The sequence below is a fragment of the Parafannyhessea sp. LCP19S3_B1 genome, assembly GCF_052121955.1.
In the GTDB taxonomy this organism is placed as follows: domain Bacteria; phylum Actinomycetota; class Coriobacteriia; order Coriobacteriales; family Atopobiaceae; genus Parafannyhessea.
This window is the reverse complement of the sequence record NZ_JBQKDH010000014.1, coordinates 37,757-63,762: the sequence shown is the minus strand read 5'-3', so window position 1 is coordinate 63,762 and position 26,006 is coordinate 37,757. Positions and strand designations below refer to the sequence as shown.

The 26,006-nt window shown below is 62.7% G+C and carries 26 protein-coding genes; 14 read left to right on the top strand and 12 right to left on the bottom strand.

The window, feature by feature from the left end:
* The 7 genes from ACTQWE_RS08860 to ACTQWE_RS08830 form a co-directional block, all read left to right on the top strand.
* Nucleotides 1–1,051 (top strand): NlpC/P60 family protein (locus ACTQWE_RS08860; RefSeq protein WP_441921598.1); only part of this gene is annotated, 1,051 nt, incomplete at its 5' end.
* 14 nt (nucleotides 1,052–1,065) lie between these two features.
* Complete coding sequence (locus ACTQWE_RS08855; protein ID WP_441921596.1) at nucleotides 1,066–1,809, top strand: hypothetical protein; 744 nt, start codon at nucleotides 1,066–1,068, stop codon at nucleotides 1,807–1,809.
* A 2-nt stretch (nucleotides 1,810–1,811) separates the two neighbouring features.
* Complete coding sequence (locus tag ACTQWE_RS08850; protein WP_059053502.1) at nucleotides 1,812–2,801, top strand: conjugal transfer protein TrbL; 990 nt, start codon at nucleotides 1,812–1,814, stop codon at nucleotides 2,799–2,801.
* A 53-nt stretch (nucleotides 2,802–2,854) separates the two neighbouring features.
* On the top strand, nucleotides 2,855–3,361 hold the full coding sequence (locus ACTQWE_RS08845) for a DNA gyrase (RefSeq protein ID WP_206109899.1): 507 nt from the start codon (nucleotides 2,855–2,857) through the stop codon (nucleotides 3,359–3,361).
* Entirely contained in the window at nucleotides 3,349–6,768 is a 3,420-nt protein-coding gene (locus ACTQWE_RS08840) for a VaFE repeat-containing surface-anchored protein (protein WP_441921594.1), read from the top strand. Before ACTQWE_RS08845 ends, ACTQWE_RS08840 begins: the two co-directional genes overlap by 13 nt.
* A complete protein-coding gene (locus tag ACTQWE_RS08835) occupies nucleotides 6,761–6,883 on the top strand; it encodes a hypothetical protein (RefSeq protein WP_268233791.1) in 123 nt (40 codons plus the stop codon). Before ACTQWE_RS08840 ends, ACTQWE_RS08835 begins: the two co-directional genes overlap by 8 nt.
* A 58-nt stretch (nucleotides 6,884–6,941) precedes the next feature.
* Nucleotides 6,942–8,051, top strand: coding sequence for an ArdC family protein (locus tag ACTQWE_RS08830; protein WP_090862556.1), 1,110 nt, complete (start codon nucleotides 6,942–6,944; stop codon nucleotides 8,049–8,051).
* A gap of 13 nt (nucleotides 8,052–8,064) precedes the next feature.
* Here ACTQWE_RS08830 and ACTQWE_RS08825 read toward each other — a convergent pair whose 3' ends face one another.
* From ACTQWE_RS08825 to ACTQWE_RS08800, 6 genes are all read right to left on the bottom strand, one after another.
* Nucleotides 8,065–8,676 carry an RloB family protein gene (locus tag ACTQWE_RS08825; protein ID WP_090862553.1) on the bottom strand — a complete coding sequence of 204 codons (612 nt, stop codon included), beginning with the start codon at nucleotides 8,674–8,676 and terminating at the stop codon, nucleotides 8,065–8,067.
* Complete coding sequence (locus ACTQWE_RS08820; protein ID WP_157692176.1) at nucleotides 8,677–9,885, bottom strand: AAA family ATPase; 1,209 nt, start codon at nucleotides 9,883–9,885, stop codon at nucleotides 8,677–8,679.
* A 264-nt stretch (nucleotides 9,886–10,149) separates the two neighbouring features.
* Entirely contained in the window at nucleotides 10,150–10,674 is a 525-nt protein-coding gene (locus ACTQWE_RS08815) for a hypothetical protein (protein ID WP_441921592.1), read from the bottom strand.
* Complete coding sequence (locus tag ACTQWE_RS08810) at nucleotides 10,671–11,873, bottom strand: relaxase/mobilization nuclease domain-containing protein (protein ID WP_441921590.1); 1,203 nt, start codon at nucleotides 11,871–11,873, stop codon at nucleotides 10,671–10,673. Before ACTQWE_RS08810 ends, ACTQWE_RS08815 begins: the two co-directional genes overlap by 4 nt.
* Nucleotides 11,870–12,280, bottom strand: coding sequence for a hypothetical protein (locus tag ACTQWE_RS08805; RefSeq protein WP_441851339.1), 411 nt, complete (start codon nucleotides 12,278–12,280; stop codon nucleotides 11,870–11,872). The genes ACTQWE_RS08810 and ACTQWE_RS08805 overlap by 4 nt, the downstream gene beginning before the upstream one ends.
* 203 nt (nucleotides 12,281–12,483) lie before the next feature.
* Nucleotides 12,484–13,083, bottom strand: coding sequence for a relaxase/mobilization nuclease domain-containing protein (locus tag ACTQWE_RS08800; RefSeq protein WP_441851341.1), 600 nt, complete (start codon nucleotides 13,081–13,083; stop codon nucleotides 12,484–12,486).
* Between ACTQWE_RS08800 and ACTQWE_RS08795 the strand changes: the two genes are divergently transcribed.
* Genes ACTQWE_RS08795 through ACTQWE_RS08785 form a run of 3 tightly spaced genes read left to right on the top strand, consistent with a single transcriptional unit; the run spans nucleotide 13,070 to nucleotide 14,489 of the window.
* On the top strand, nucleotides 13,070–13,264 hold the full coding sequence (locus ACTQWE_RS08795) for a hypothetical protein (protein ID WP_441921588.1): 195 nt from the start codon (nucleotides 13,070–13,072) through the stop codon (nucleotides 13,262–13,264). The two genes, ACTQWE_RS08800 and ACTQWE_RS08795, sit on opposite strands and share 14 nt — an antisense overlap.
* A gap of 57 nt (nucleotides 13,265–13,321) precedes the next feature.
* Nucleotides 13,322–13,666, top strand: coding sequence for a transposase (locus ACTQWE_RS08790; protein ID WP_157692175.1), 345 nt, complete (start codon nucleotides 13,322–13,324; stop codon nucleotides 13,664–13,666).
* A gap of 10 nt (nucleotides 13,667–13,676) precedes the next feature.
* Complete coding sequence (locus ACTQWE_RS08785) at nucleotides 13,677–14,489, top strand: IS3 family transposase (RefSeq protein ID WP_157692221.1); 813 nt, start codon at nucleotides 13,677–13,679, stop codon at nucleotides 14,487–14,489.
* 183 nt (nucleotides 14,490–14,672) lie between these two features.
* Here ACTQWE_RS08785 and tet(W) read toward each other — a convergent pair whose 3' ends face one another.
* Nucleotides 14,673–16,592 (bottom strand): tetracycline resistance ribosomal protection protein Tet(W), encoded by a 1,920-nt coding sequence (tet(W), locus tag ACTQWE_RS08780; RefSeq protein WP_441921586.1) that lies wholly within the window; start codon nucleotides 16,590–16,592, stop codon nucleotides 14,673–14,675.
* Between the two features lie 559 nt (nucleotides 16,593–17,151).
* Between tet(W) and ACTQWE_RS08775 the strand changes: the two genes are divergently transcribed.
* Nucleotides 17,152–17,952 carry a helix-turn-helix domain-containing protein gene (locus tag ACTQWE_RS08775; protein ID WP_002575858.1) on the top strand — a complete coding sequence of 267 codons (801 nt, stop codon included), beginning with the start codon at nucleotides 17,152–17,154 and terminating at the stop codon, nucleotides 17,950–17,952.
* 80 nt (nucleotides 17,953–18,032) lie between these two features.
* Here ACTQWE_RS08775 and ACTQWE_RS08770 read toward each other — a convergent pair whose 3' ends face one another.
* A complete protein-coding gene (locus tag ACTQWE_RS08770; protein ID WP_441851315.1) occupies nucleotides 18,033–19,253 on the bottom strand; it encodes an MFS transporter in 1,221 nt (406 codons plus the stop codon).
* A gap of 1,265 nt (nucleotides 19,254–20,518) precedes the next feature.
* Here ACTQWE_RS08770 and ACTQWE_RS08765 point away from each other — a divergent pair.
* Nucleotides 20,519–21,082, top strand: a complete 564-nt coding sequence (locus ACTQWE_RS08765; protein WP_197674327.1) for an MIT C-terminal domain-containing protein — start codon at nucleotides 20,519–20,521, stop codon at nucleotides 21,080–21,082.
* 203 nt (nucleotides 21,083–21,285) lie between these two features.
* Here ACTQWE_RS08765 and ACTQWE_RS08760 read toward each other — a convergent pair whose 3' ends face one another.
* The 3 genes from ACTQWE_RS08760 to ACTQWE_RS08750 form a co-directional block, all read right to left on the bottom strand.
* Entirely contained in the window at nucleotides 21,286–21,675 is a 390-nt protein-coding gene (locus ACTQWE_RS08760) for a hypothetical protein (RefSeq protein WP_090862517.1), read from the bottom strand.
* A gap of 391 nt (nucleotides 21,676–22,066) precedes the next feature.
* Nucleotides 22,067–22,297 carry a helix-turn-helix domain-containing protein gene (locus tag ACTQWE_RS08755; RefSeq protein WP_059053538.1) on the bottom strand — a complete coding sequence of 77 codons (231 nt, stop codon included), beginning with the start codon at nucleotides 22,295–22,297 and terminating at the stop codon, nucleotides 22,067–22,069.
* Nucleotides 22,298–22,438: 141 nt separating this feature from the next.
* Nucleotides 22,439–23,677 carry a tyrosine-type recombinase/integrase gene (locus ACTQWE_RS08750; RefSeq protein ID WP_441851287.1) on the bottom strand — a complete coding sequence of 413 codons (1,239 nt, stop codon included), beginning with the start codon at nucleotides 23,675–23,677 and terminating at the stop codon, nucleotides 22,439–22,441.
* Between the two features lie 549 nt (nucleotides 23,678–24,226).
* Between ACTQWE_RS08750 and ACTQWE_RS08745 the strand changes: the two genes are divergently transcribed.
* Together ACTQWE_RS08745 and ACTQWE_RS08740 are read left to right on the top strand one after the other, a co-directional pair.
* On the top strand, nucleotides 24,227–24,886 hold the full coding sequence (locus ACTQWE_RS08745) for an ATP-binding protein (protein ID WP_441856267.1): 660 nt from the start codon (nucleotides 24,227–24,229) through the stop codon (nucleotides 24,884–24,886).
* Nucleotides 24,844–25,224 carry a DUF4143 domain-containing protein gene (locus tag ACTQWE_RS08740; protein WP_441856269.1) on the top strand — a complete coding sequence of 127 codons (381 nt, stop codon included), beginning with the start codon at nucleotides 24,844–24,846 and terminating at the stop codon, nucleotides 25,222–25,224. The genes ACTQWE_RS08745 and ACTQWE_RS08740 overlap by 43 nt, the downstream gene beginning before the upstream one ends.
* 13 nt (nucleotides 25,225–25,237) lie before the next feature.
* Here the strand turns inward: ACTQWE_RS08740 and ACTQWE_RS08735 are convergent, their stop codons facing one another.
* Nucleotides 25,238–25,972: a PrsW family intramembrane metalloprotease gene (locus ACTQWE_RS08735; RefSeq protein ID WP_441856271.1), complete on the bottom strand. Its 735-nt coding sequence runs from the start codon at nucleotides 25,970–25,972 to the stop codon at nucleotides 25,238–25,240.
* Nucleotides 25,973–26,006 lie beyond the last annotated feature (34 nt).

The window sequence follows — 26,006 nt, the reverse complement described above, 5'->3', positions numbered from 1 at the left end:
CGCACCGCCCGCGCGCAGGGACGCCGCCGGCAAGGCCGCCTCCGCGTCCGGGGCGGCACTGCCGCTCGCCGGGGCCGTGGCCGGGATCCTCGCGGCCGTGCTGGCCGCGACCCTCGTCTCGCAGGCGCTGGGGTCCGTCTTCGGGTTCTGGGAGCACGAGGACGAGGCGCGCCGCTCGGTGGAGGGCCTGCCGCCCTACGTCACCTACTCGATGGTGCTCGCCGCGCTCGAGTGCCAGGACGAGTACGGGCACCCCGCGGGGTGCACGCTCGCGCAGATCATCGTCGAGTCCGGCGTCGGGGACCACCTATCCGGGCTCGCGACCCGCGACAACAACCTCTTCGGCATCAAGTGGGCGTCGAGCTTCGCCTCCTGCCCGGAGGTCACCGGGAAGGAGTCGTGGCAGACGAGCGAGGAGTACGGCGGCGCGAGCGTCACCGTCGCCGCCGCGTTCACGAGGTTCAGGTCCGCGGAGGACTGCATCAGGTTCCGCTCGCGCGTGCTCCTGCAGGCGGCCAACTACCGCGACAACGCCAAGATCCGGCAGGCCGTGGCGGCCCGCGACTCCGACCTCATGGCGGAGGGCCTCAAGGAGGCGGGCTACGCCACGTCGTCCTCCTACGTGGAGTCGCTCAAGTCCGCGATGGACGCCTACGGGCTCAGGAGGTTCGACTCCATGACGGCGGCGGACCTCCGGGCGGCCGGGACCGCGGGCACCGGGGGCGGCGCCATCGTCGCCGCGGCGCAGACGCAGATCGGCACGCCCTACGTCTGGGGAGGGACGACGCCCTACAGGGCGCTCGACTGCTCGGGCCTCACACAGTGGTGCTACGCGCAGGCGGGGATCCGGATCCCGCGCAACTCGGAGGACCAGGCGGCCGCCGGCACGCGCGTGCCGCTCTCGCAGGCGCAGCCCGGCGACATCCTCTGGAAGCCGGGCCACGTCGCCATCTACATAGGCGGCGACTCGTACATACACGCGCCGAAGCCCGGCGACCACGTGCGAGTGGGCACGGGCATCGGCTACTTCACCTGCGCGATCAGGTACTAGGAGGGAGAGGGAGCATGGAGAGACGGAAGAGGGCCGTGGCGATGGCGGCGGCGGGGGCTGCCGCCGTCCTCGTGGCGGCCTCACTGGTGCGGTGCTCGGCGGCAAGAAGCGCGTCGGCGACGGACGGCGGGACCTCCGGGGCGACCGCGACGCAGGCGGCGGCGACCGACGCCGCCGGGTCGGACGCGGGAGGGAGCGCCGACGAGACGGGCGAGGCGGGGTCGTGCGCGTCGGCGCTCGAGTCCCGCGAGTGGATGGGCGCCGACGACGCGTCCGAGCGCCTCACGGCGTCCGGCGGCAGGATCGTCGAGACAGACGGGACGAACACCTACACCTCGAGCTACCGCGTGACGGAGGACTCCGCGGGGAGCTGCGAGCTCTCGATCACCCGCGCGGACGGCACCGTGGTGCAGGCGACCGCCACCATCACGGGCGACGGGGACGACGCGAGGCTGCACTGCGAGCAGCTGCGGGTCGCCTTCGACTGGGTCCCGGCGCCGACCGACGGGGAGGTCCGAGTCACGGGCGTGGACGACGAGTACCTGTCGCTCGTGGGCGGGGACGAGACCGCGCTCGACGCCGCGGTCAAGCTCTGGGTCTCGATGCACGTGCCCGGCGCGTCGGAGGCCGCATTCGACGGCGAGGTCTTCCTCGACACGAACGAGGACCGCGTGACCGCGACCTTCACATGCGACGACCCCGGCAGGACCGTCGTCTCGGTGGAGTGGTCCGGCGGCGCGTTCTCGGTGACGGGCTAGCCATGCGCGGCGCAAAGAGGGCGGGGGCGCTCCGGCTCGCCGCCGCCGCGGGGCTCGCGCTCGCCGTCGCGCTCCTCGTCCCGCACCCGGCCTTCGCCTCGATAGCCGACGACATCAACTCGTGGATGTGCGGGGTCCTGCGCGACACCTGCAACTGGATCTTCGCCGCCCAGGCGAGGGTGCTCGCGTCGATAGGGGTGGAGGGCGTGCTCTCCAAGCCCTTCTCGTCGATGCTCGGCACGGCGGGCGGAACGACGCTCGCCGAGATGGCGCGCGGCGCCTGGCAGGCGGCCGTCCTGCCCATCGGCTGCGGGGTCCTCTCCATGGTCTTCACGGCCCAGCTCGTGCACATCTCCCAGCGCATGGACGGCAACGCCTCCGTCCCGGCCATCAGGGAGGTCGTTTTCCTGCTCGTGTTCTTCGCCGTGAACCTCTTCCTCGTGCAGAACTCGTTCGAGCTCATGAGGGCCCTCTACGAGGTCGCGCGCCTCGCGATAACCCGCGTGACGGCGCTGTTCGGCACGGGCGGGGCCATGGACCTCTCGGCCGTCTCGATCGTGACCGAGGACGACGACGTGGCGGCGCTCCTCGCGATGGTCGTCGTCGCGCTCGTCAGCTGGCTCGTCGTGGTGGTCGCCTACGTGGTGGCCCTCGTCGTCACCTGGGCAAGGGCGATCCAGCTCTACGTGATGGCGGCGCTCAGCCCCATACCGCTGGCGCTGCTGGGCCTGGACGAGACCAGGCAGATGGGGGTCGGCTACCTCAGGCAGTTCGCGTCCGTGTGCCTCGCGGGCCTCGTGATCACGCTGCTCCTCATAGCGTTCCCCGTCGTGCTCGGCGGGCTCAACGCGGCGAGCGCCGGCACCGGAACGCCCGTCGACTCGGTCGTGGGCGGGCTCAGCTACGCGCTCCAGTACCTCGCCATGTGCGTCCTGCTCGTGCTCTCGCTCGCGAAGAGCGGGGCATGGGCCAGGGACGCCCTCGGCGGGTAGCGAACAGGCTCCCAAAGGGCGGCCCGGGAGGGCCCGAAGGATAGGAGGAAGGAATGGAAGGAGAGAGGGACGGCCGGGTGGTGGTCACCCTGCACGAGAACTTCGTGCGGGAGCACATCCGCTACACGGACCGCAGGACCGGGGAGGAGCGCGAGTTCAACCAGGCGCGCGTCCCCTCCGGGACGGTCGTCGGGGGGACGGACTACGGCGGCTGGGAGTTCACGCCGCTGTCGGTGGGGCCCTCGGCGCTGCGCGGGGAGAGGTGGCGCGACCTGCCGCTCCCCGCCGACCGGCAGGTGCTGCTGCGCCGCTCGGTCCTCGACGCCGAGGGCAACCCCGTCCTCGGCGAGGACGGGAGGCGCGTGCGCGAGAGCGCGCGGGTCGACCCCGCCGAGCTCAGGGACGCGATCGTGGAGGGCCGGCGCCGCTGGGCGCGCGAGCACTCGCAGGGTCGGGCCCTGGGGGCGCGCGCGAGCGAGGCGCGGGAGGGCTCGCGCGGCATCGCGGGGGACGCAAGGCAGGCACGCGAGCAGGGAGGACGCGGGCAATGGGACGAGTGACGAAGAGGGCGAGGGGGACGATCGCGCGGAGGGTGGTCGCGGCCATCGCCTCGGCCGCGCTCGTGCTCAGCCAGGCCCTGGGCGCGCTGGCGCCCGCGGTGGCGTACGCCTCGACCGGGACCATGAGGGTGACGACGGAGACCAACGGCGGCGAGGGCTTCCTCTCGTTCGGGAGCGACTCCGGCAGCCAGCTCTTCTGCATCAGCCCCGAGGCGCACAACCCCACGGGGACGACGTTCACCAGGTGGGACTACACGGGCGAGGCCACGGGCATCCTGCCCGACCCGCACGCGCTGGCGTACCTGGTACACAGCATGGCGCCTGGCAACCCGATCGGCCTCGAGAGGCCCGACCAGGCGATCAACGTGGCCGTGTGGATGCTCTGCAGCATGGACGTCGACCTCTCCAGCGGCGCATACAGCGTCGGGAGGATGTCGGGCAACGTCTACAGCGGCGCCGGCGGAAGGGCGAGCCGCGCGGACGCGGGCAAGATCGAGGCGGCGGTCGCCGACGCACGCGCCCACGCGGGCAAGGCGGGCGCCTGGGACCGCGCGAGCAAGGTCTGGTACTCGCCGAACGGCACGGTCCAGAGCGTCGTCGAGGTGCTCCCCACGGGCGGCGTCGAGCTCACCAAGTCGTCCGCGAACCACGAGGTGACCGACGCCAACGGCAGCTACTCGCTCGAGGGCGCGACCTACACCGTCTACTCAGACGAGGCCTGCACCCAGGCGGTCGCGACGATCGTCACCGACGCGAGCGGGCACGGCTCCGCCCAGGGGCTGCGCGCCGGGAGCTACTGGGCGAGGGAGACCAAGCCCGCGAGGAACTACGCGCTCTCGACCGACGTGATCCCCCTCACAGTGGAGGCGGGGAAGACCACCAAGGCCACGGCGACCGACGCCCCGCAGGTGAACCCGCTGGGGATCGTGCTCGCGAAGGCCGACGCGGAGACGGGCAAGGCGTCCCCGCTGGGCGCCGCGACGCTCAAGGGCGCCACCTTCGAGGTCCGCTACTACGACGGGCAGTACGACGAGGGGAGCCTCCCCGCGAAGGCCACCCGCACCTGGACCGTCACCACGCGCGAGGACGGCACCGCCGACCTCGGGTCCGCCACGGGCGACGCGCTCTACCGCGACTCCAGGGGCGAGGCCTGCGTGCCGGTGGGCACGGTCGCCATCACCGAGACCTCCGCACCCGATGGATACCTGGGGGACGACGCCACCCACGTCGTGCACGTGACCGGCGAGGGCACGGCCGAGACCGTCTCGACCTACGCCACCCCCACGGTCGCCGAGCAGGTCAGGCGCGGCGACCTCGAGCTCGTGAAGGCCGAGTCCGGCAGCATGGCGCGCCTCGCGGGCGTGCCGTTCCGGATCACCTCCGCCACCACGGGCGAGTCCCACATCATCGTGACCGACGAGAACGGCCAGGCCAGCACCTCGTCGTCCTGGGCCGCCCACACCACGCGCACGAACGCCAACGACTCGGCGGGCGAGGGGACCTGGGACGCCTCCGCGGGCGTGTGGTTCAGCGGCACCGCGGACTCCCAGACCGCCCCGGACGACTCCAAGGGCGCCCTGCCCTACGACACGTACCTCGTCGAGGAGCTCCCGTGCGCCGCGAACCAGGGGCTCCGCCTCGTGAGCATGACCGCGCGGGTCACGCGCGACGCCACCACCGTGAACCTCGGAACAGTAGATGACGACCAGGGGCCGCGCATCGCCACGACCCTCACCGGCGAGGGCGGCGAGCACCTGGCCGAGGCCGCCGAGCGCGTCGAGCTCACCGACGAGGTCGAGTACGAGAACCTCGTGCCAGGGAAGGAGTACGAGCTCGCGGGAACCCTCATGGACCGCGAGACCGGCAAGGCCGTGACCGGCGCGGACGGCAAGGCCGTCACCGCCACGGCGAAGCTGGCCCCCAAGCTCTCCACGGGCAAGGCCAAGGTCACCTTCGAGTTCGACGCGACCGGGCTCTCCGGCCACTCCGTCGTGGCGTTCGAGGAGCTCAGCCAGGGCGGGAAGGTGGTTGCCACGCACGCAGACATCGACGATGAGGGGCAGACGGTCCTGTTCCCCAAGATCGGCACCACCGCGACGGACGCGGAGGACGGCTCCCACGACGCGGCGGCCGACGACGACGTGACCATCACGGACACCGTCGAGTATCAGAGCCTCGTGCCCGGGAAGGAGTACGAGCTCACCGGCACCCTCATGGACCGCGAGACCGGCGAGGCCGTCACGGACGCGAAGGGCGAGAAGGTCACCGCAACCACGAAGCTCACACCCGAGGAGGCAAGCGGAAAGGCGACCGTCACGTTCAGGTTCGACGGCTCCGACCTCGCGGGCCGCACGGTCGTCGCCTTCGAGGAGCTCTCGCGCCACGGCCACGAGTACGCCACGCACGCCGACCTCTCGGACGAGGGGCAGAGCGTGGCGTTCCCCCAGGTCACGACGTCGGCGAGGGATGCGGCGGACGGCGACAAGGTGATAGACGCGGCTCCCGGCCAACGCGTCGCCGACACCGTCTCCTACTCCAACGTCACCCCCGGGACCGAGTACAGGGTCAGGGGACGCCTGCTCGACGCCGAGACGGGCAAGGAGCTCGCCACGGCGGAGACGACCGTCACCCCCGAGTCCTCCGAGGGCACCGTCGAGGTCGCCTTCGACGTGGACGGCACCGGGCTCGAGGGGAGGAGGCTCGTCTGCACGGAGGAGCTCTCCCGCGCGGGCAAGGTCGTCGCCACCCACGCCAATCTGAAGGACGAGGGGCAGACGGTGAGCCTGCCCGGCATCCACACCACGGCGACCGACGCGGCGGACGGCGACCACGAGGCCACGGCCGCGGACAAGGTCGCCATCACGGACAGGGTCGAGTGGTCCGGGCTCGTCAAGGGCCGCGAGTACACGGTCACGGGCACGCTCATGGACAAGTCCACGGGCGAGAGGGTCAAGGGAAGCGACGGCAGCCCCGTCACCGCCAGCGCCACCTTCACCGCGGACGCCGAGTCCGGCAGCACCGACGTCACGTTCGAGTTCGACGGCAGCGCGCTCGCAGGGCACGACGTGGTTGCCTTCGAGACCATCGCCCACGATGGGAAGACCGTCGCCACCCACGCCGACCTCGAGGACGAGGGGCAGACGGTGAGCATCACCGAGGCCCCGCCCGAGACCCCCAAGGAGGAGAAGGCCACCAAGGGCGGTGGCCAGCTTCCCAAGACGGGCGACGCCGGCGCGCCCCTGGCGACGATCGCCGGCCTCTGCTCCGCCGCGGGGCTCTCCCTCGCGGGCGCACGCGCGCTCAGGCGCCGCGGACGCCGCGACGCGGACGGGGACGCCGGGATCGAGATCCGCCGAGGGCCCGCGACGGGGCCGGACCCGCTCGGTGGAGGCGACGGCGATGAGTAACCCGTTCGTCCCGCTCATCTGGTTCTTCGCGGGGATGGCCGCCGCGGGGACGGCCCTCATGGCGCTCGCGCTGTGCAGGGCGGCATCCGCAGGCGACGGCACCGACGGGGCATAGGCGAGACGCGCAGGGCGGTCCCACGGGGCCGCCCTGCCACCGTGACAGGGGGATTCTCATGGCAAGGGACTCAGGGGGCAGCCGGGAGGCGATCGCGGAGGCGAGGCGCCAGGTCGTCGAGGAGATCTCCGCCGCGATGGAGCGAGGCGGGCTCGCATGGGCGGCGGAGTGGAAGGGGTGCTGGTCGCCCGTGAACGCCGCCACGGGAAGGACATACCGCGGCATGAACAGGCTCTCGCTCGCGGCGGCGATGCGCAGGGACGGCTTCGACGACCCCAGGTGGTGCACGTTCAACCAGGCGAGGGACGCCGGCTGGCACGTGGCGAGGGGCGCCCGCTCGCCGGCGACGGTGGAGTTCTGGAGCTGGTACGTGCGCGTCCCGGGCTCCGGCGTCGTCACCCTCCAGAGGGCCGAGCAGCTCGTCCGCACGGGGAGGCTCCCCGAGGAGACGCTCAAGGACGCCTTCCTCCGCGGGAGGCTCCACCACGTGTTCAACGCCTCCCAGGTGGAGGGGATCGAGCCCTACGATCCGAGCGCGCACGCCCCGGAGAACGCCGAGGTGGAGCGCGTGGCGGACGAGCTCATAGAGTCATCGAGGTGCCCGGTCCGCGAGGAGCGCGTCGACGAGGCGTACTACCGCCCCTCGACCGACACGATCACGCTGCCGCTCCGCACGCAGTTCACCTCGATGGACGCGTTCGCTCGCACGCTCCTGCACGAGATGTGCCACTCGACGGCGCGCGAGGTCGGCCGCGAGGTGGAGAGGTCGGAGGAGGGCTACGCGCGGGAGGAGCTCGTGGCGGAGCTGGGCTCCGCCTTCGCCGCGGCGGACGCGGGCCTGGACATGGGCGCCTACGCCAACGCCGACATGGGCAGGACGTTCCTCGAGAACCATGCCGCCTACCTGCAGGGGTGGCTCACCGCTATCCGCGACGACCCGTCCGCGCTCGCGAAGGCCGCAACGCAAGCGTCAAAGGCTGCGGACTTCGTCACGGACAGGAGGGAAAGACTTCGTAAGGAAGAGCTATCAAGTAGGCAACCTCTCCGCTTCTCCCGCACAGATCTGATGTCGCTAGCGAGCAGGGCGACGAATGCCAGAGACGCGTCTTTGAGCATGAGCGACGTATCGCTTGAAGAGACACGACAACTGCCTGGGAGACTTCGATGATGAGAATTCCGAGTCACCAGTTGGACAGCTCAAGTATGCGCTTAGACAGCTCCTGAACCGTGAAGAACGGTCTCTTGGTTGAGCGGTCCCGGATGTCGGAGTTCGTGATCGCGGTCTTGACAATCTTTGGAGTGGCATCAATTGCCCTTGCCATCCAGGTAAGGTCCGACTTCGTCTCGTCGCAGTAGTCCCCTTCGCCTCCGTATCGATTCCGATATTGGGTAAGCTGGCGGAATACGTCAACTTTGTCAACGGAGCCGGACTGCACAAAATGCTGAAGTAGATACATCTCAAACTGTGGAGCGGAGAACGCCAGCCGAACTTCGTGCGATTCCGCGTAGTGCACGAGCTCAGAATAGCTGCAGGGCATCTGGTCTTCATCGCAGGCGGCCCAGCACTCAACGTCATCCTCTGACAGTTCCAACTCTTTACACAACTCGTCCCGCTTTGCGACAGCCTTGTCGATTAGAGCCAAATGTTGTCCCTGCTGACCATAGACCACGACTTTGACGAACTGTGGGGGCCGATAGATATCACCGAGAATGTCGAAGTACGCCTTCTCTGTCTTTCCCTCGCACACGATTAGAAGGATGCGCGGCAGTCTCTGCCGCCTCCTCGGCGCCATCTACCTGGTCCTAACTCGTGGAACTGAACCGTACAGCCCCCGTAGGTACCGGTCTTCCAGAGGCTCTGTCGTGCGTGCACCACGGTCCTTGAGCGAGGAGACACGTGACTCCTCTGCCATGTTCTTGTCAACGAGGAGAATGTCGTCACGCTCAGCGACGTCCCCCATGAGCGATGTGTCCTGCGTGTTCACGATAAGGCAGGCGCCCCTCTTGTTCTCCGCGCTCTTGAAAAGGGCGACAAGCGCCTTCGCGAGGCTGGGATGGAGGTAGCTACCGTATTCGTCGAGGTACAGCGTATATCCGTTGTCAAGTGCGTCAACGATGGGTACGGCCATCTCGAAGAACTTCCTTGTGCCGTTTGACTCGAGAGACCAGAAGTCCATCGCCCCCATCCCAACGATGCTCAACTCGTCATCGCGAACTGCATGGAGCGTGCTGAAGGTCGTGCCTCCCTTAGCGGCCAGTGCCTGCCGGATTTCTGCTGGAAGGGGAATCGCCGACAAGTCGTCTTCAGAGAACCTCGTTTCGCCAATCGCGATGTCACGTATCGTGAAGTCGCAATCCCGTAGGAGCTTGAGAATCTTTCCTCGCAGGTCCTCATTTCCCTTGAGCATGTCAACGAATTGCGGCGTGCGATCTGGACCCCGATCCAGCATTATCGGGGTGGATTCGACGAGAGAAAAGACGGCAGCCGAGAAGGGGTTGTTGTCCTCATGTGCCTTTGTGACGAGGAGTGTCTCGGGCCTCGTTCTCTCTTGCAGCGTCTTTCCAAAACCGTTCTTGCTTGCGGACTTTGAGTCAACGCCCCTGTCTCCACGATGGAAGACGAGGTTCATGCGACCTGTCTTGGGGGACTCTGCTCTCAGGGTCTCCTCGATCACCCGCTCGGAGACAAATGCAAAGGAGTAGCTGTAACGTCTTCCCTCGAAAGTGAATACCGCCTCGAACTCGGTTGGCTTGCCCGTTGCCCCCTGACGCAGCATGAACGGGATGTATGGGAGACGCCAGTTGGCGCTTGCTGAGTTCACTATGCATGCCCTGAAGTCTTGCAGGGCGTATGCGCTGTTCGATTTTCCGCTGGAGTTTGGGCCATAGATTACGGTCAGTGGCCTTGGCCGTCCGTCTCCATCTGAAAAATTGAAGGACTGCGGCGTGTAGAAAGACCGATAGTTGGCAATCCTGAACGATAAAAGCTTCGCGTTCCCCATTAGCGCCCCCTCCTTCTGTTTGCTTTGACATTCGTCAATATTGTTCTCGGACATGGCCATTTTAGTCGAATTTCGTTGTAATTCTACGAAATCGCCGTAAAACGGGTCCTATGAACGACCAATTTGCCAACGCCGAGCGGAGGATGACGAATCGGGGATCCGTGACTAGACCCAGAAAAGCACGACCCTGCAGAGCCAGCGGAAGAACGAGAACACGAGCCTGACCAGTCTCCTTGCCATGGTTGCCCACCTCCTGTCGGACGGCTATCCCACCTCGTCCGGGACGATAGCATCGTGTCGGGACAGGAATTGGTAGCTCGCCCGCGTCATGCCCATGAGCGAGAGGGCGCCGTCCATGCCGAGGCCATCGTCCGCGTCCGCGAGGTGCCCGAGCAGCCAGACGGACCTCCTCGCGAGGGACATCCCCTCGACCGGCGGCTCGTATAGGAGCGCGAGGAGCTCCGAGAGCCTGCGCTCGTCGACGAGGTCCGGCCCCACGCGCGTGAGCCAGCGCGCGCCGTCGACGTCGCACGACCTCACGCGCGCGAGCTCGCCCTCCGAGAGCAGGTGCGCCCTGCAGCCTGCGCGCCTGGGGGCGAGCTGCTCGTCACCGCCGCCGATGGATGCGGAGTCGTACCAGCTGAGCTCGGCCCACATGCCGTCGCCCTCTACGAGCCGGACGGCCACGTCAGTCATCGCGTCCGGCGCACCGAGCGCCCCGGCGGTGGTGAGCGCCGTCGTGTCGAACTCCTCGAGGCCGCCGTCCTCGTACCAGACCGTGATCCTCACCTTGAGTCGCCCCTCTCGCCGCGGTCGTCCCTCCGGACCTCCATCTGCCTCTGCCCCGCGCCCTCCGCGTGGCGTGTGCCGCCCGCGGCGGAGGACCGCCGCTTGTTTGCGTGGCGCTTCGAGGGCCTGGCGTTTCCGCTGGTATGGTGTGCCGTCTCGGGAAGGAGCCCGTGCTCCTCGCAGCACTCCCGCGCGTCCGAGAGGAGCCTTGCGTCCTTGGCGCGCCCCTCGGCCTCCGCCCTCGCGATCGCCGCGTCGACGCCGTGCAGGCTCCTGAGCCCCCTCGACCGAACCGCCTCGACGGCGGAGGCGACCCTCGCAAGCTCCGAGAGGTCGCGCACCTCGACGGCGCCCCTCGCGGCCGCGACGGCGTCGAATGCTACCCGATGCGGGAGGGCGGCAGACGCCATGCGCGCCAGGACGCCCTCCCTCGTGTAGGCGGTGCCGAGCCTCGCGCCGGACACCTGACGAGACGTCATGCCGGCGAGCTGGTAGATCCAGCCGCCGCCCGTCCTGGCGCTTGCGGGCCTCGCCACCACGCCGAGCCCCTCGAGGGCCCGCAGGAACTCACGCTCGCTCGTGGAGGTGTCCCTGGCGACGGCGACGCGCGAGCGGATGTCCGCGACCCACGAGTAGGCGCCGCGCCCCGAGATCGCCCGCTCCTGCCTGCCCTCGGCGCGCCTCTGCGTGTGGTCGTCCGTCCTTGGGCCGCCGCCCGCGCGGCCGCGGAAGTGCGAGAGGCCGAGCCCGCGGGAGACCTCCTGGAGTGACCCGTTCAGGGCGCCGGGGTCGGGGTCCTGCAGCCTCCGTCCGGTCTCGAGGTTGGTGTTGTTGACGACGACGTGGGCGTGGGGCACGTGGTGCTCGTTGTCGTCGTGGTAGACGATCGCGACCTCGTGGTCGGGGAAGCTCCGCCGCGCCCACTCGGTGGCGAGCTCCCTGAGCGTGTCCAGGCCGACGCCGTCCTCCGGGGAGGGGGAGACGACGTAGTGCTTGAACGTCCGGGCGCGCCTGCTTCCCCAGGCACGGTCGTTGCCCGCGAGCCTCCGCGTGCGGTCCATCTCCGCCGCCCAGTCCTCGCAGAGCGCGGGGTCTCCCAGGTTCAGGAGGTCCACGGCGAGCGCTCGGCCGCCCCTCTCGAGGTAGCGCCTTATCCCGCCGGTGCCGGTGTGACCGGATATGGCCTTCAGGTACGTCACGGCCGCACCCGCAGGACCTGCCTACCGGCGAGCCGCCCCAGGCCCTCCTGGACTGCCTGCGCCCCCTCCGAGACGGCGGCGAGGTCCCACCTCACGCCCTCGAGGGCCTCAGCGAGCGATGCTGAGTCGACCTCCTGCTCGCGGCATGACTTTGCGATGCCGTTCAGGGCGTGCGCGCACTGGTTCAGGAGGTAGCCGAGCGAGCGCGCGTCGCGCTCGATGCGCACGGCGGTCCGCGGGTCCACGAGCACCTGGCCCGCGTCACAGACGTTCGACTGGGCGGCCAAGCGCACGAGGGTGCGCACGAGCTCGGCCCTGCCCATTCCGAAGCGCGCGGCGGCGTCGCGCAGCGCCCGCTCGTCGTCATCGCCGAGCCTGAGCTCGAACCTGGAGGCGTACCTGCCCATGGCCCTCCCGGGGAAGGGGCGGGGAGCTGTGTGCCTGGCGCGGTACGTACGAGTATAGGGGTGCGGGGGATCCCCCGCGAGGAGGCCCATGACGTCACGTCATGGGTCGACGGTTTGGGAGGAGACGCACCGGGCCGCGCGGGCGAAGCGCTGCGCGGGGACGCCGCGGACCCCTCTAACTCGGACGGTACGTACAAGTTAGGCTACTTGCTGCCGTTCAAGAGGTCGATTTGATAAAGCCCCTCCCGGTGGCACATCTCCATGACTTCGGATTTGAAGTAGCGCAGGGCAGCGTCGGTACATCGGTGCTTGCAGCCGACTTTCGTATCGGCCGGCCTGTCCATGTAGGGCAGGAACGGCACTTCCTCAATCCGCAGGCTGTTTATGACGATATGCACATGAATGTTGCCGCTGTGGTTATGCCCGTCCGGGTGGGTGCAGACAAGGGCCTGGTGGCCGGGAAAATGCTCTTTACAGAATTGTTCCCCCAACGCCTGCGCCCGGTCTACGGTCAGGCCGTTGTCCGGCCCGTCCCGCGGGTCAAAGCTGATGATGTAGTGGTGGCTTTTCACATCTTCCCGCCGCTGGTTTTTCTGATAGCGGAGATTGGCCCGCATACACGCAACGGCAAAATCCTCCCCGTCGCAGTTCAGCGTGGACAGCCGGTAGTCCTCGCGGGGGATAAGCCTGCCGGTTTCATCAAGGACGGGCTTCATGGTAAACTCGTCATGCTTAAAGAGAAGATATTGCTCGGCGGCTCCGTAGTCGGCGTTTTTAGAGTTGATATGCTTGAGTGTTGCCAACCGCGTCACCTACTTTCTTGAGGACTTCATACTTGAGGACGGCAAGGTCGGATATGGCGGCGCGTACTTCGCCGGAAAGGGTGTTGTAGGGTACGCCGTATTCGTTCAGATACCGGGCAATCTGATTGAGGTTGCCGCCGATCCTGCCGTGATATGGCTGCCCAGATCTAGACACGTTTGAGCCATGCCTACCGAAAGCCCTAAGATGTGCCGAAAGGCACGGAAGGGCTTTGGAATCATGGGCAAGACGACGAGAAGGAAGTACGACCCCAAGTTCAAGATGAGGGTCGCGCTTGAGGTCTACAAGGGCGAGAAGACCCTCTCCCAGGTGGCGTCGGAGAACGGGATAGCGCCCTCGCTCGCCGCCGAGTGGAGGGACCAGCTCCTCGACGAGGGCGCCACCGACGTCTTCGGCAAGACCAAGCAGGAGCGCGAGAGGAAGGCCAGGGAGGAAGCCGCTGCAAAGGAGCACGACGAGCTGCTGAGGACGATCGGCCAGCTCACCGTCGAGCGCGACTTCCTCCAGCGGTTTTGCGACGAGTGCGGCTACGACCCGGGAGAGGTGCCGGGAGGCCGCGGGTGAGCATGCCGGCATCACCCGCAAGAGGGCCTCGGAGCTCCTGGGCGTACCTAGAAGCTCCACCTACTACGAGCGCAGGGAGAAGAAGGAGACCTCCGAGGAGGACGAGCGCCTCATGGCAAAGATAGACGGGATCCATGCGGACAACCCCGCGTACGGGGCGAGGAAGATCGCCAGGCAGCTCAGGAAGGACGGCGAGGACGTCACCCGCTGGCACGTGACGAGCCTCATGCACGAGATGAACATACGACCCTGCTGCCCGCTTCCCTCGCTCTCCAAACCATCCAAGCGCTCGAAGAGGTTCCCCTACCTGCTCAAAGGCAAGAAGATCCTCTTCCCCAACCAGGTGTGGTCGACGGACATCACCTACGTCCAGATAGGTGGCCACCACATGTACCTCACCGCCGTGATCGACTGGCACAGCCGCTACATCGTGGGCTGGAGGCTGTCGGACACGATGCGGGCCGAGGATGTCGTCAGGTGCGTGCGGCGGGCCTTCGCCGAGCACGGCACACCCTCCGTCATGAACTCCGACCAGGGGTCGGTCTTCGGCTCGGACGTCTACGTCTCGCTCCTCGCATCGAACCGCGTCACGCAGAGCATGGACGGCAGGGCCCGCTGGAGGGACAACGTGCTGATGGAGAGGTGGTTCAGGACCCTGAAGTCGGAGTGGCTGAGGACACACGAGTACTCGACGCCCAAGGAGCTGGGGCGCCTCGTCGCCGAGTTCGTGGGCTACTACAACGACGCCAGGATTCACCAGTCGCTGGGGTACGACACGCCGGCAAGCTGGTACTACGCGGGAATCAACGAGAGGGTGGCCTAGGGACGACCGGAAGGCTAGGATTGGGGCACCATTAGGCAAGGACTTTCGGTAGCAGAAGCAAATCCGTGTCAAACAAACTCAGCCACTTCATTTGCTTTTTTGCTTCCATTAAATCTTCCTTACGATATTCCATTGTTACCCTCCATAACTTCTGATTGTTGCCGTCTTGACGATTATGTATCTTTACATTACCTTCTGAAACATATGGCGCACCTTGTCCAGGCGGCTGTTTGGACGGCGGGGCTGGATGACCGGCTGGCCGACAGCGGCCTGATACCCTTTCAGCTCTGTAAGGCATACGCTCCGCCCGTTGGTGTAAAAGGCCAGATCAGTACGGTATGCCTGTATACAGCGGGCGGGAATCTCGCCAGTAAAGACAACTTCATCCTTTTTTACCTGGGCCGTTTCGATGGTGGCACAGTATTTCGGTGCATCATGATAAGCCCTGGAAAGGTATTCCTGGGGCGCATAGAGGGTGAAGGAGAGATAAGGTTCCAGCAGCTGCGTCCCCGATTCCTTCAATGCCTGTTCCAATACAATCGGGGCCAATGAGCGGAAGTCCGCCGGCGTGCTGACCGGACTGTAATAAAGCCCGTATTCAAAGCAAATCTTACAGTCCGTTACGTTCCAGCCGAACAAGCCCTGCTCCAGCCCGTAACGGATACCATCCCTGACAGCGTTTTGAAAACTCTGGTTCAAGTATCCCAGCGAAACCCGGCTCTCGTATTGTACGCCGGAGCCAAGCGGGAGTGGTGTAACAGACAGTCCTATGGATGCCCAAAACGGGTTGGGCGGCACCTCGATATGGATGGTGTGGCTGGCTGCTTTGAGCGGCCGCTCCATATAAATGACGGAGGGTTCCTTTACCACTGTTTCAAGCTTGTATTTTTCCGACAGCAAAGCGGAAACAACCTCCAACTGCACCCGGCCCAAAAAAGAAAGAATGATCTCATGGGTGATGGAATCCACCTCGCAGCGCAAAAGCGGGTCAGTATCCGCAAGTTGCGTAAGAGCGTCCAGCAGCCGTTCTCTTTGCGCTGCCGTTTTCGGCGCAATCGACGTCCGCAGCATGGGGAGGGGGTCCTCACGCCACCTTTTACGAGGGAGCCGGGTTGGGTCCCCTAATACATCGTTTAACCTCACGCTGTCGCTGGGAAGGATAACAATTTCACCCGGATAAGCGGTGTCTGTCCGAACAATTTCCCCTTTGGATGGAATACGCATCTCTGTGATTTTCAGCTTTTCTCCCCCGGCCAGGGCCACCGTATCCCGCAGGCGCAGCGTTCCGCTGTATAGCCGTAGATAGACACGCCGCTGGCCGCAATCTGTATACTCCACCTTGAAAACGCTGCCGCATAGGGCGGCGCTCCCCTGTTCCCCAATCGGTTGGAACAGCCCTGTCACCGCATCCATCAACGGTTGAATGCCAAGGCCCTTTTTGGCGCTGCCATAATAGACCGGGAACAGGGAGGCGTCTTGAACCCGCCGCTGTTCCTCCCGCACAAGTTTTTCCCGGCTGATTGGTTCTCCTGCGATATACTTTTCCAATAATTCATCGTTATTTTCGATGACCGCATCCCATGCTTCTATGTCGGTATTTTCCTCCAGGACTATTTCCGGGGACAGCGACACCGTCTGCTTGATGATAATATCGGCGGAGAGCTTATCCCGAACAGACTGAACCACGCTCTGCAAATCAACGCCAGCCTGGTCGATCTTGTTGATAAAGATAACGGTGGGAATGTTCATTTTCCGCAGGGCATGGAACAGAATACGGGTCTGGGCCTGCACGCCATCTTTAGCGGAGATCACCAAGATGGCCCCATCTAAAACAGCCAAAGAGCGGTACACCTCCGCCAAAAAATCCATGTGGCCGGGCGTATCCACAATGTTGACTTTACATCTGTGCCACTGGAAGGAAGTGACTGCCGCTTGAATGGTAATCCCACGCTGCCGCTCCAAAAACATGGTGTCCGTCCTCGTTGTCCCTTTTTCGACGCTCCCCGGTTCTGAAATGGCTCCGCTGGCATATAGCAGGCTCTCCGTCAAGGTCGTCTTTCCAGCGTCTACATGGGCAAGAATTCCAATATTGATTATTTTCATGTGATTGTCCTCCCTTTACTGCCCCGAAGGGCATAAAAATCCCCAGCAGTAAAATACTTTTACCACTGGGGATGATAATTTGCGGACATACACATAACAGCATACACCTGTTTGTGAGTGCTGTTTTTGGGGATATGTCAAAATTGATAAGGCAAAAGTATTCTTAAATTGGGTACAAAAAACTAAGCCCCTACAAAAGGGACTATCATAATCCTTTGTTCCCACTATTTGATTATAGTTTTATTTAAGAATACCTTGCCGCATATTTTTTTCTCCTTTTCTGGACTTGAATTATTATATCACATCAGTTTTAGGAAAACAAGTATCTAAAAGAAATTTTTCTTCCCCTTATATGTAACAATCATACCGGCTTCCTAACGTTCAGAATGGTTTCTACTGTCTGCTGCGGTGTTTGGTTGGAATTGTCCAGCCAAAAGCCGATCCGTGGTGTTGTCTGCATTTTACTAAAATAAAACTGTAAATGCCTATGCCGTTATGCTATGAGCATAGTACATAGCATAACGGCTTCTCTTTCGTTGAGCTAGCAAGGAGGGTGAATATGTCTTTATCCATACAAGAGCGATTAAAAGACCTACGTGTGGAGCGTGGCTTGACGCTGGGGCAGCTTGCGGAGCAGACCGGGCTTTCCAAGTCTGCGCTGGGCAGTTACGAAACGGAAGACTTCAAGGACATCAGCCACTATGCCCTTATCCGGCTGGCGAAGTTTTACGGTGTGACCGCTGATTATCTGCTGGGGCTGTCTGAAATGAAAAATCACCCAAACGCCGATCTTGCAGACCTGCGTTTGAGTGATGAAATGATTGACCTGCTGAAAAGCGGGAGGATAGACAATACCCTGCTGTGTGAGCTGGCGGCGCACCCGGATTTCCCCCGGCTGATGGCTGACCTTGAAATCTATGTGAACGGAACGGCACTGAAACAGGCGCAGGGTGCAAACGCCATAGTGGACACGATGAGCGCAACTGTTATAAAAAAGCATAATCCTGGCATGAGTGATACGCAGTTAAGACAGCTTATCACCGCCCATATTGATGAGGACGAGTTTTGCCGCTATGTGATACAACGGGACATAAACGGGATTGCCCTTGCTCTGCGGGAAACACACAAGGACGATTTTTTCAGCGTCCCAGAGGATAACCCGCTAAAAGAAATGCTGGAAACTGCTGGTGAAATCGTCAGCCAGGACAGCGACACGGAACAAGCGTACTTGGCGTTTATCTGCAAACGGCTCAAGCTGAATTTTAGGAAGCTGTCAGTAGAAGAACGGAAGTGGCTGAAAAAGATTGCGGAAAAATCCGACTTGCTGAAGAATCCAAAACCGCAGAGAGGACGAAGATAAAAAATGCCTGAACGGCGGTTCTGGTTTTTCAGAACCACCATCCAGGCATTTTGTTTAGTAATAGAAAAAGGTGCAGTTGATTATTGCGTATTGTCAATCTCTCTCAAACCGGGTAGTAAAAATACGGCAAGCGCAACGATGATAATGCCAATTCCGCAAATGACAAACCATTTCTCAACTCCCAGCCGCTCCGCCAGAGGCCCGGAAATGACAAGGCCAAACGGCATGGCGAGGGAAGCGGCGCTTGTCAGTAGAGAAAAAACTCTCCCCAGATATTCTGGTTTGACCGTTTCTTGAAAAATCGCATTTTGCACACCGTAAAATGGAGCGGAAATTCCCATAACAGTACAGCACACAACAAAGACAAGAAATGCGTCTGGCGGCAAAAGCCCGGAGAGCATATTGCTAACGCCCATCAGGAGAACGGAAAGACCGATGGTGTACCGCCGTTTCTTAAAACCGCCCCAAATGCTCAGAATGACTCCGCCAAGCAGCATACCAACCGCAAAAGCAATTTCAGCGGCAGAGGCATGGGCCGGTGTTCCTTTGAAGTATGACATACAGATGAGAGGAAAAAGCGTACTGATTGGCATATAAAAGAACATATAAATTACACCAATCCAGAGCAGAGCAAAGAGGCCCCTGTTTTGCTTTAATACCACATACCCCTCTTTCATATCCTGTAAAAACTGTTGTCTTTTCGTTTCTGGACATAGTTCAGGCGTTGGTATGGACGAAATCGCAACAGTCACACAGGCAAGGATTGCACCCACAATATCTAACAATATAATTGCATTAAGAGGCCAAACAGCATATAAAAACGCTGCGGCAGCTGGACTGATAATCGCACTTACTGCTTGCATGGTCTGCGTGTAACCAGCGCATTTTGTAAGTTCCTCTTTTGGCACAATCATAGGTGTTGCTGCGTTGAATGCTGGAGAATGAAAAGCAGTTCCCGCACTTCGGATTAACAGGACAACCATAATAGACCATACGGGCAATTCCATGTAAAACGCCACCAGCGCCAGAATACCGCCAGCGGCGGCAATTATCAAATCCGCACCAATCATTACGCTTTTACGGCTGTGCCGGTCAACAAAAGCACCTGCAAACGGGCCTAAACAGGCTTGCGGCAAAAATCCAATCAGTGTTGCCGCCGTCAATATGATTGCAGAATTAGTTTTCGCAACCAAATAAAAGATAATGGCCATTTGCAAAATACCGCTGCTAATAAAGGATATTGCTTGTCCGGCAAGAAGTGTAAAATAAGTTTTTCTCCATGAATTGTTGTTTTGGGTCATAATGCGAACCTCCTTTTTTATTGCATTGTTCCTTTGTTTCTGCAATAAAAAGCAGGCGTTGTCCCACAGAGAGGGCAGACGCCTGCATAACAACAAAGCACGAAAAAACACCACGATACAGTTCAAAGACTGCTCGTGTCAAACCTACGTGTTCCTTTGCATACGCACGCAAAAAAAGCCCACCATCATGTGGAAAGGTACTTCTACTTTTTATTGCTTATTAGCGTACACAAATTAACACACGTAAGCCTCCTTCCAATCTCAAACTTTTGCACAGTATAACACACATCCGATAGACTTGTCAACCATTTTTAACCTTGTTTTCCATCTTGTTTTTCCATCTCTTACGGGCAGTAGCAAAGCCAGGCGAGACTGTCAACGGCGGCGCTTTCAGCGCCGCCGTTGACAGTCTCGCCCGTCTTTGCTAATGGGTAATCAAGGCGGGAAAGCCATTTTAGGGCTTTCCCGCCCATTTCAATTTTGGGAGAAGAAAGGCCCCAAAATGAACGAGTGCGGCCAAACACTTTTAGGGATTGGCCACCTTGTCCACCCATCCAGCGGGGCGGCGGGGAACGGTCAAGGCCGGGCGTCAGCCCATTCATTTCAGCCTTGACGGTTTCCTGCCGTCCTGCTACTTTTCCCGGAGTGTGGCCACACATCTGGTCACGGTGTCCAGAGCTTTGGGACTTTTTGTCCCATAGGCCGGGGGCGGAGGACGAGGGACGGGGGCTTTCATAATACGCCCTGTCTGCTGCTGAAATCAGCCCTTTGTTTCCGGCTTACCAGCCCCAAACAAAGCCCTGCTTTCCTGCCGCGTCAAATGCCCTTGCCCTCCCCGGCGGCAACGGTATTTTCAGGGCAACGCCGACAGAGCGTATAACACACTACACTTTGCTCCGCAAAGTCGTGTGCCAAATGGGGCGCTGCCCCCTTTGGAAACCCCCGCAACAAACAGGTGCTATGCACCCAGCCGGGAGCATAGCGCCGTTTGTTGTCAGCAGCCCGTTTCACGGTCTGCGTGTAGTTCCTTGTAAACTGACCTAAATACAAATTCAATGTATACAGAAAGAAATATATAAGGAGTGGGAGGGATTCCGCCGTAGTCGGCATTGTAGGAAAATCCAAAAGTTTAGATTTTCTCAAAATGCTTATCTTTTGGTCTTTGGTTCGGAATAGTGTAGTGCTGGCGGTCTATCTCTTGTTTTCGGTTGCTTGCTTCCTTACCGTACATGAGCATTCTCGGCGAGGATGCATCAGCGGCGTCGGTGGCAGCGTCTGCTTCTACACCGACCGAGACAAGTTCTTCCCAGGCGCCGGCGGATTCCAGGCTCTTCGAGGGGCACAAGGAGTTCCGCGAGAACCAGCGCGGCGTCTCGTACGAGACGCTCCTTGGCCCGTACCTCGATGGCGTGCGGGAGGTTGACATTACTGATCCCTACATTCGCCAGTTCTACCAGTGCCGCAACCTGATGGAGCTGCTCGAGGTTATCCTGAGGCACTTCGACTACCGGGTGCCGGAGATTCAGGTGCACCTGCTGACCGCGCCCGACGACTTCCCGGACTCCAAGCAGACGTACTACCTGGACCAGATCGCGGACGCCACGAGGCCGATGGGGCTGAATTTTACCTACGAGCTGGACGAGTCACACACCATCCACGCGCGGCACGTGAGGATAAACTGCCAGTGGGACGTGATGCTCGACCGCGGGCTGGACATATGGCAGCGCTTCGATGCCGGCGACGCGTTCTGCGTGGAGGCGGGGATGCCGGAGTTTCGTCGCGTCAAGCAGTTCGAGGTCGTGTACAGACGGCTTCGTAAAGATAGATAAGAATACGACCTACCCACTCACCTAGCGAGTCGGTGGTTGCCATTTCCCCTCCCCGCCGTCGTTAGGTGTTCCTGACGGCGGGGAGGGCGGCCGCGGGAGGGCTTGGCTGCGGCCGTGGCGGGAGGAGATTGGGGCCACTCGGGACTTCCCCGAGCGGCCCCTTTCCGACCGTGAGCGGTTTTTTATCGTCTAGACGTCCTAGGTCACATGCGCTCCGCCCACTGCCAGACCCCCACGAGGTGGCGCAGCTTCGCACGGCGCTCTCCCGTTATGGCGATGGATATGGCGTCGTGGCGGATTGCGTCCACGTCGCCGTGGTCTGCGAGGTAGAGGAGGCACGCGCGGCGCATGGCGGCGACGTCCTCGTCCTCGAGGTCGAGCGTCGGCAGGGCCTCGGAGCCCGGCTCCATGGTCGCCCTGACGGTTACGAGGACGGTCTCGCCGCCGTCCGTGGCCACGATGCGGTCGCCGTCGGCGTGGACGTCGCGCAGGCCCCTCCCTTGCAGGTAGTCCGTGCAGAGCCCGAGTGCCGTCTGGCGGAGCTCCTCCTCGGTCATGGTCGTTGCGGCCTGGCTCTCGCTTGTGCTGGTCATGGCTGACCTCCCTAGGACGTGGGGGCTCCCTTTGCCCCCGTTGGGGCCCAGGGAGCAAGCCACGGCGACGCGGGGGCCGCGCCCTTGCGGGCGTGGCGCTGCGGGCTCCGCGGTGGCGTGGCGCCAGGGGGCGGGAAGAGGTGCTTGCCCCCTGTGCTACCTTGGTCCCAACGGGGGCCCGGAGGTCATGCCCTTGCCCTTTGCGTTTTCGACGGGGCGCGAGGACAGGGGACCCCTCACAGTCCCCGGCGCAGCGGCGTGTCGGAAACGCTGCTCTCTGAAGAGAAGCGGGGACGCGTGACCGATGCGTCACGCGTCTCCGCGGCGATTCTCCGATTGAAATATGACTCTGCGCGATGGATTAGTCACACGTACGAGTTGTCGTTCACATCTACGGAAGCCTACCCTTGTCGAGGAGCTCCTTCTGCACGGTCCTCCTGTTGACCCTGAGGAGCCCGCCAACACGGATGTGCGGGAGGGCATTGATCAGCTGGTAGCTCTTCGTCCTCCCGACGCCGAACACCTCTTGGATGTCCCTTGGCCCGAGCCATTCGGGCCTGTCGCAGAGCGGCGACGTGTCCGAAAGCGACCTCTCCGTGGGGCCCGTCGGCTTCCTGTCCATCTCGCGTACCTCCTCCTTCGAGATTCCGTGCCATGCCGAGACGTTACGTCGCATGCCGAAGTGTGCGGCCGTCGCCTCGGGGCGCTGCGTTTCCCGGGCTTCCCGTGCGTTCCCCACCAGAAAGGGGACACAACCGCCCGGCTACACGACGCGCAGCATCGTCTCGCTCCCTTCGTCCTGTCCGCTGCCGGGTCTTGCCGCCATCTGCTCGGCGATCGTCCTGGCGGCGGACCTCCTCGCGTGCGGGTCGGCGCTCGCGTAGGTGTTGAGCGTCATCGCCGCGTTCGCGTGACCCATGAGCGAGCTCACCGTCTTGATGTCGGTGCCCGCGGCGACGAGGTAGGTGGCATAGGTGTGCCTGAGGTCGTGCAGCGTCACCCTCCTCCCGGTGGTGCCCACCAGATCGAGCATCTTCGCGATGGAGGCGAACTCCTTCGTGAGGCGGTCGGGGTAGTAGAACGCTCCACTGGAGTCGCCCAGGACGTAGAGGTCCTCTATTGCCTCTGGCCCTCCGCCCAGCAGCGTGACGAGGCGACGCCTGCGCCTCGCGAGCCTCGACGCCAGGTCCGGCTCGAGCGGGACCTCGCGTCGGCTCGTTGGCGTCTTGGGCTCCTTCACCACAGCCTTGCCCTCGCACTGGCAGACTGCGACCCTCACCCGCAGGACGCCGCGATCGAGGTCGACGTCCCTCCACCTGAGGCCGCACATCTCCTCCCTGCGCAACCCGCAGGCGAGCCCCAGCCTTATCGCGAGCGTCACCTCGGTGTCCTGCATGGAGTCGAGTGCGAGTAGCAGCCTCTCACGCCCGTCAGTGTCGAGTGCGTTTGGCTCCCTCGCCTCGCGCTTCGGCGGCTTGATCCGCCTCGTGAAGGGGCTCCGCTCGATGATCCCGCTGTCCGCCGCGTACTGGAGCGCCTGCTTGAGGAAGCGATGTGCTTTGGCGACCGTGTTGTTGCAGAGCCCATCTTCCAGGAGCGCCGCCTGCATCTGGAGGATGGTGTCCCCGGTGATCTCGTCTATCCGCATGGCGCTCAGGTAGCGCGAGACGTGCTTCGCACAGTGGCGGTAGTTCGCAGCGGTGGTCTGGGCGATGCCCGCCCCGCTCTCGAGCGAGCGGATGTAGCGCTCGAGAAAGGTGGGCACGAACATGTCCTCCCTCGTGATGCCTAGGGGGAGCTCCTGCCTGCGCACCTCGTCGTCGAGCTCCTTTCGTATCTCGTCTGCCCTCCTCCTCGCGGCGCGCTTCCCCGACGCTCGGAAGCTGCGGGTGACCTGGTGCCTCTTGCCGTCTTCCGTGCGGGAGTATCGGCACTTCCAGCGGCCGTTGCCGAGGTCTATCAGCGACCCTTCGGACCAGATGTCTTCTTTTACCTGGTACATCCCCTGCCTCCATGCCACGCTGCTGCGGGCGCCCCCGTCGGCTCCCCGGCGTTCGGAACCTGCAAGTGGAGGGGCCATGTATGCGAAAAGCTACCCTCCGCCCCGAGTGCACGCGGGTGCACGCGAAGAGTGCACGCGGAGTGCACGCAACCCGGTTAAGCTCGACACGAAATGATACTGGGTGGACGGTCATCTGGCCTGTCTACCAGCCCTTTTGGCACGATTTGGCATGAATGAGCACGATGCGGATACCCCATATAAGCGTTCTGACACGGAAGAGGTCAGAAGTTCAAATCTTCTAACGCCCACCATAAATTCGCAGCTCAGAGGCTATGTCTCTGGGCTGCTTTCTTTTGATCCACGTTTGGTCCACGCCCGATCCGCGCAGCTGGTCTCCGCGCAGCTGGTCCACACCCTTTCGGCCAAACCCTGGGTTACCATACGATCGTGGACCCGCCTACCTTACAATCTCGGAGCTCTCTACCTTACAATTTCGGTAATTCAATCCCAGGTGCAATAAATTGGGCATGCATTACAAGAGGAGATCTGATGATTCCACGAAGCATGGCCTCGCACGCCATTCAGCTATCGACCTGGTTTCCCATAGTCTCGGTCACCGGTCCACGCCAGAGCGGCAAATCCACCCTCGTCCGGAAGGTATTCCCCGACTACGAGTACGTCAATCTGGAGAATCCTCAGACCAGGCAACAGGCCCTGGCGGATCCCGTCGGCTTCATAGAGAGCAGGCCAAATCGACTCGTGATTGACGAGGCCCAGCTAGCCCCGGAGCTCTTCTCGATGATTCAAGTCGCTTCCGACGAGACCAACCGGACAGGACAGTACGTGCTCTCTGGATCGCAGAACTTCCTTCTCCTTAAGCAGATAACGCAATCGCTGGCTGGACGGGTCGGCATGCTGAGGCTGCTGCCCCTGTCGTTTTCCGAGGCGAAGTCTGCAAGGGCGAACCTGACGACCGACCTCTTCATGTTTCGCGGAGGATATCCGCGCCTCTACGACGTTGACATGCCGCAGGACACGTTCTTCTCGTCGTACCTCCGAACGTACGTGGAGCGCGACGTGCAAGGCTACCTTGGCGTGAGGGGCCTTTCAACCTGCGCAAGAGACTTACCAGGACGCCAAAGCTCTATTTCTATGACACGGGGCTTTTGTGCTACCTGCTGCGCATCAGAACGCTTGACCAGCTGCTGAAAAGCCCGTATCTAGGCATGGTGTTCGAGAACCTCGTAATCGAGGAAAGGATGAAGGCCCACCTCAACGCGGGCAGGGAGCCCGATCTCTACTTCTATCGCGACGAGAGCAAAGTTGAAGTCGACCTGATTGATCTGACCGACCCCGACGGGAGCCTGCTTGCAGAGATTAGGTCTTCGAAAACCTACAGACCCGGCTTTTCTCGGCACCTTTCGAGCGTGGGCGACGAGCTCGGCATCCCCCGCGAGCGGCGCTTCGTGGTGGAGCGCGCGGAGGGAGACTTCGAGGCGGACGGCGCACAGGTGAGAAACGCCGACACGTGGCTCGCCATGCCGTAGCGCGGTCGCGGCGCTAGTACAGGAAGCGGCGGTCGTGCCTGGCCATCGCGCGGACAACCGGGAACACGATCAGGTAGATAACTGCAACCACCAGCAGAAACGTGGCGTCTCCGTTGCCAAAGAGCGTCGCGGTGGAATCGTACAGCCCGTGCAACAGCACGGAGAGCAGGTACCCGCAGGCAACGCACAAGCCTGCGCCAATGCGGTGTCCGCGGACGGAGAGGAGCTTTGCCTCCCCGTACAGGAAGCCGAACACGACGGCGAAGCCCATGTGCGCCGGGATCGCCATCATGGCGCGCCCCAGCAGCACGCCGGGCCCGTAGGCGAGCCCGTACGTCACGTTCTCGGCCGCGGCAAAGCCAAGCGAGGTGGCCACGGCGTACACCACGCCGTCGTACCTGCAGTCAAAGTTGGGGTCGTGCCACGTGGCGCGCGCCATGAGCACGTACTTGCACGCCTCCTCTATCACGCCGACGACGGCGAAGTCGGAAAGGAGCAAGAACCACGGGTCCTGCCGCCCCAAGCCGGAGAGCAGGCCAAACGCGTCCATCCCCACCTGCTCCAGCACGGAGGCCACAAGCGCCGCGACAACCCCGCGCCAGAAGAGCGCAAGCAGGAGCCCCGCGGGCTCGCGCTCCAGCGCGTCCAGGTTGTAGACGTAGCGCACAAGCGCCACGGCCGGCCCAACCGCCAGCGCCAGAAAGATCGCAAGGTACAGCGTCAGGCCGTTCGAAAGCAGAAAGAACATGGGACCCTCCTTGTTGGGATACCTTGCACCAGTA

What these genes read in the sequence shown, in the direction of transcription:
- ACTQWE_RS08855 (WP_441921596.1), top strand. Translation starts at nt 1,066, where the DNA reads ATGGAGAGACGGAAGAGGGCCGTGGCGATGGCGGCGGCGGGGGCTGCC.
- ACTQWE_RS08850 (WP_059053502.1), top strand. Translation starts at nt 1,812, where the DNA reads ATGCGCGGCGCAAAGAGGGCGGGGGCGCTCCGGCTCGCCGCCGCCGCG.
- ACTQWE_RS08845 (WP_206109899.1), top strand. Translation starts at nt 2,855, where the DNA reads ATGGAAGGAGAGAGGGACGGCCGGGTGGTGGTCACCCTGCACGAGAAC.
- ACTQWE_RS08840 (WP_441921594.1), top strand. Translation starts at nt 3,349, where the DNA reads ATGGGACGAGTGACGAAGAGGGCGAGGGGGACGATCGCGCGGAGGGTG.
- ACTQWE_RS08835 (WP_268233791.1), top strand. Translation starts at nt 6,761, where the DNA reads ATGAGTAACCCGTTCGTCCCGCTCATCTGGTTCTTCGCGGGGATGGCC.
- ACTQWE_RS08830 (WP_090862556.1), top strand. Translation starts at nt 6,942, where the DNA reads ATGGCAAGGGACTCAGGGGGCAGCCGGGAGGCGATCGCGGAGGCGAGG.
- ACTQWE_RS08825 (WP_090862553.1), bottom strand. Translation starts at nt 8,676, where the DNA reads ATGGCGCCGAGGAGGCGGCAGAGACTGCCGCGCATCCTTCTAATCGTG.
- ACTQWE_RS08820 (WP_157692176.1), bottom strand. Translation starts at nt 9,885, where the DNA reads ATGGGGAACGCGAAGCTTTTATCGTTCAGGATTGCCAACTATCGGTCT.
- ACTQWE_RS08805 (WP_441851339.1), bottom strand. Translation starts at nt 12,280, where the DNA reads ATGGGCAGGTACGCCTCCAGGTTCGAGCTCAGGCTCGGCGATGACGAC.
- ACTQWE_RS08790 (WP_157692175.1), top strand. Translation starts at nt 13,322, where the DNA reads ATGGGCAAGACGACGAGAAGGAAGTACGACCCCAAGTTCAAGATGAGG.
- ACTQWE_RS08775 (WP_002575858.1), top strand. Translation starts at nt 17,152, where the DNA reads ATGTCTTTATCCATACAAGAGCGATTAAAAGACCTACGTGTGGAGCGT.
- ACTQWE_RS08770 (WP_441851315.1), bottom strand. Translation starts at nt 19,253, where the DNA reads ATGACCCAAAACAACAATTCATGGAGAAAAACTTATTTTACACTTCTT.
- ACTQWE_RS08760 (WP_090862517.1), bottom strand. Translation starts at nt 21,675, where the DNA reads ATGACCAGCACAAGCGAGAGCCAGGCCGCAACGACCATGACCGAGGAG.
- ACTQWE_RS08755 (WP_059053538.1), bottom strand. Translation starts at nt 22,297, where the DNA reads ATGGACAGGAAGCCGACGGGCCCCACGGAGAGGTCGCTTTCGGACACG.
- ACTQWE_RS08750 (WP_441851287.1), bottom strand. Translation starts at nt 23,677, where the DNA reads ATGTACCAGGTAAAAGAAGACATCTGGTCCGAAGGGTCGCTGATAGAC.
- ACTQWE_RS08745 (WP_441856267.1), top strand. Translation starts at nt 24,227, where the DNA reads ATGATTCCACGAAGCATGGCCTCGCACGCCATTCAGCTATCGACCTGG.
- ACTQWE_RS08735 (WP_441856271.1), bottom strand. Translation starts at nt 25,972, where the DNA reads ATGTTCTTTCTGCTTTCGAACGGCCTGACGCTGTACCTTGCGATCTTT.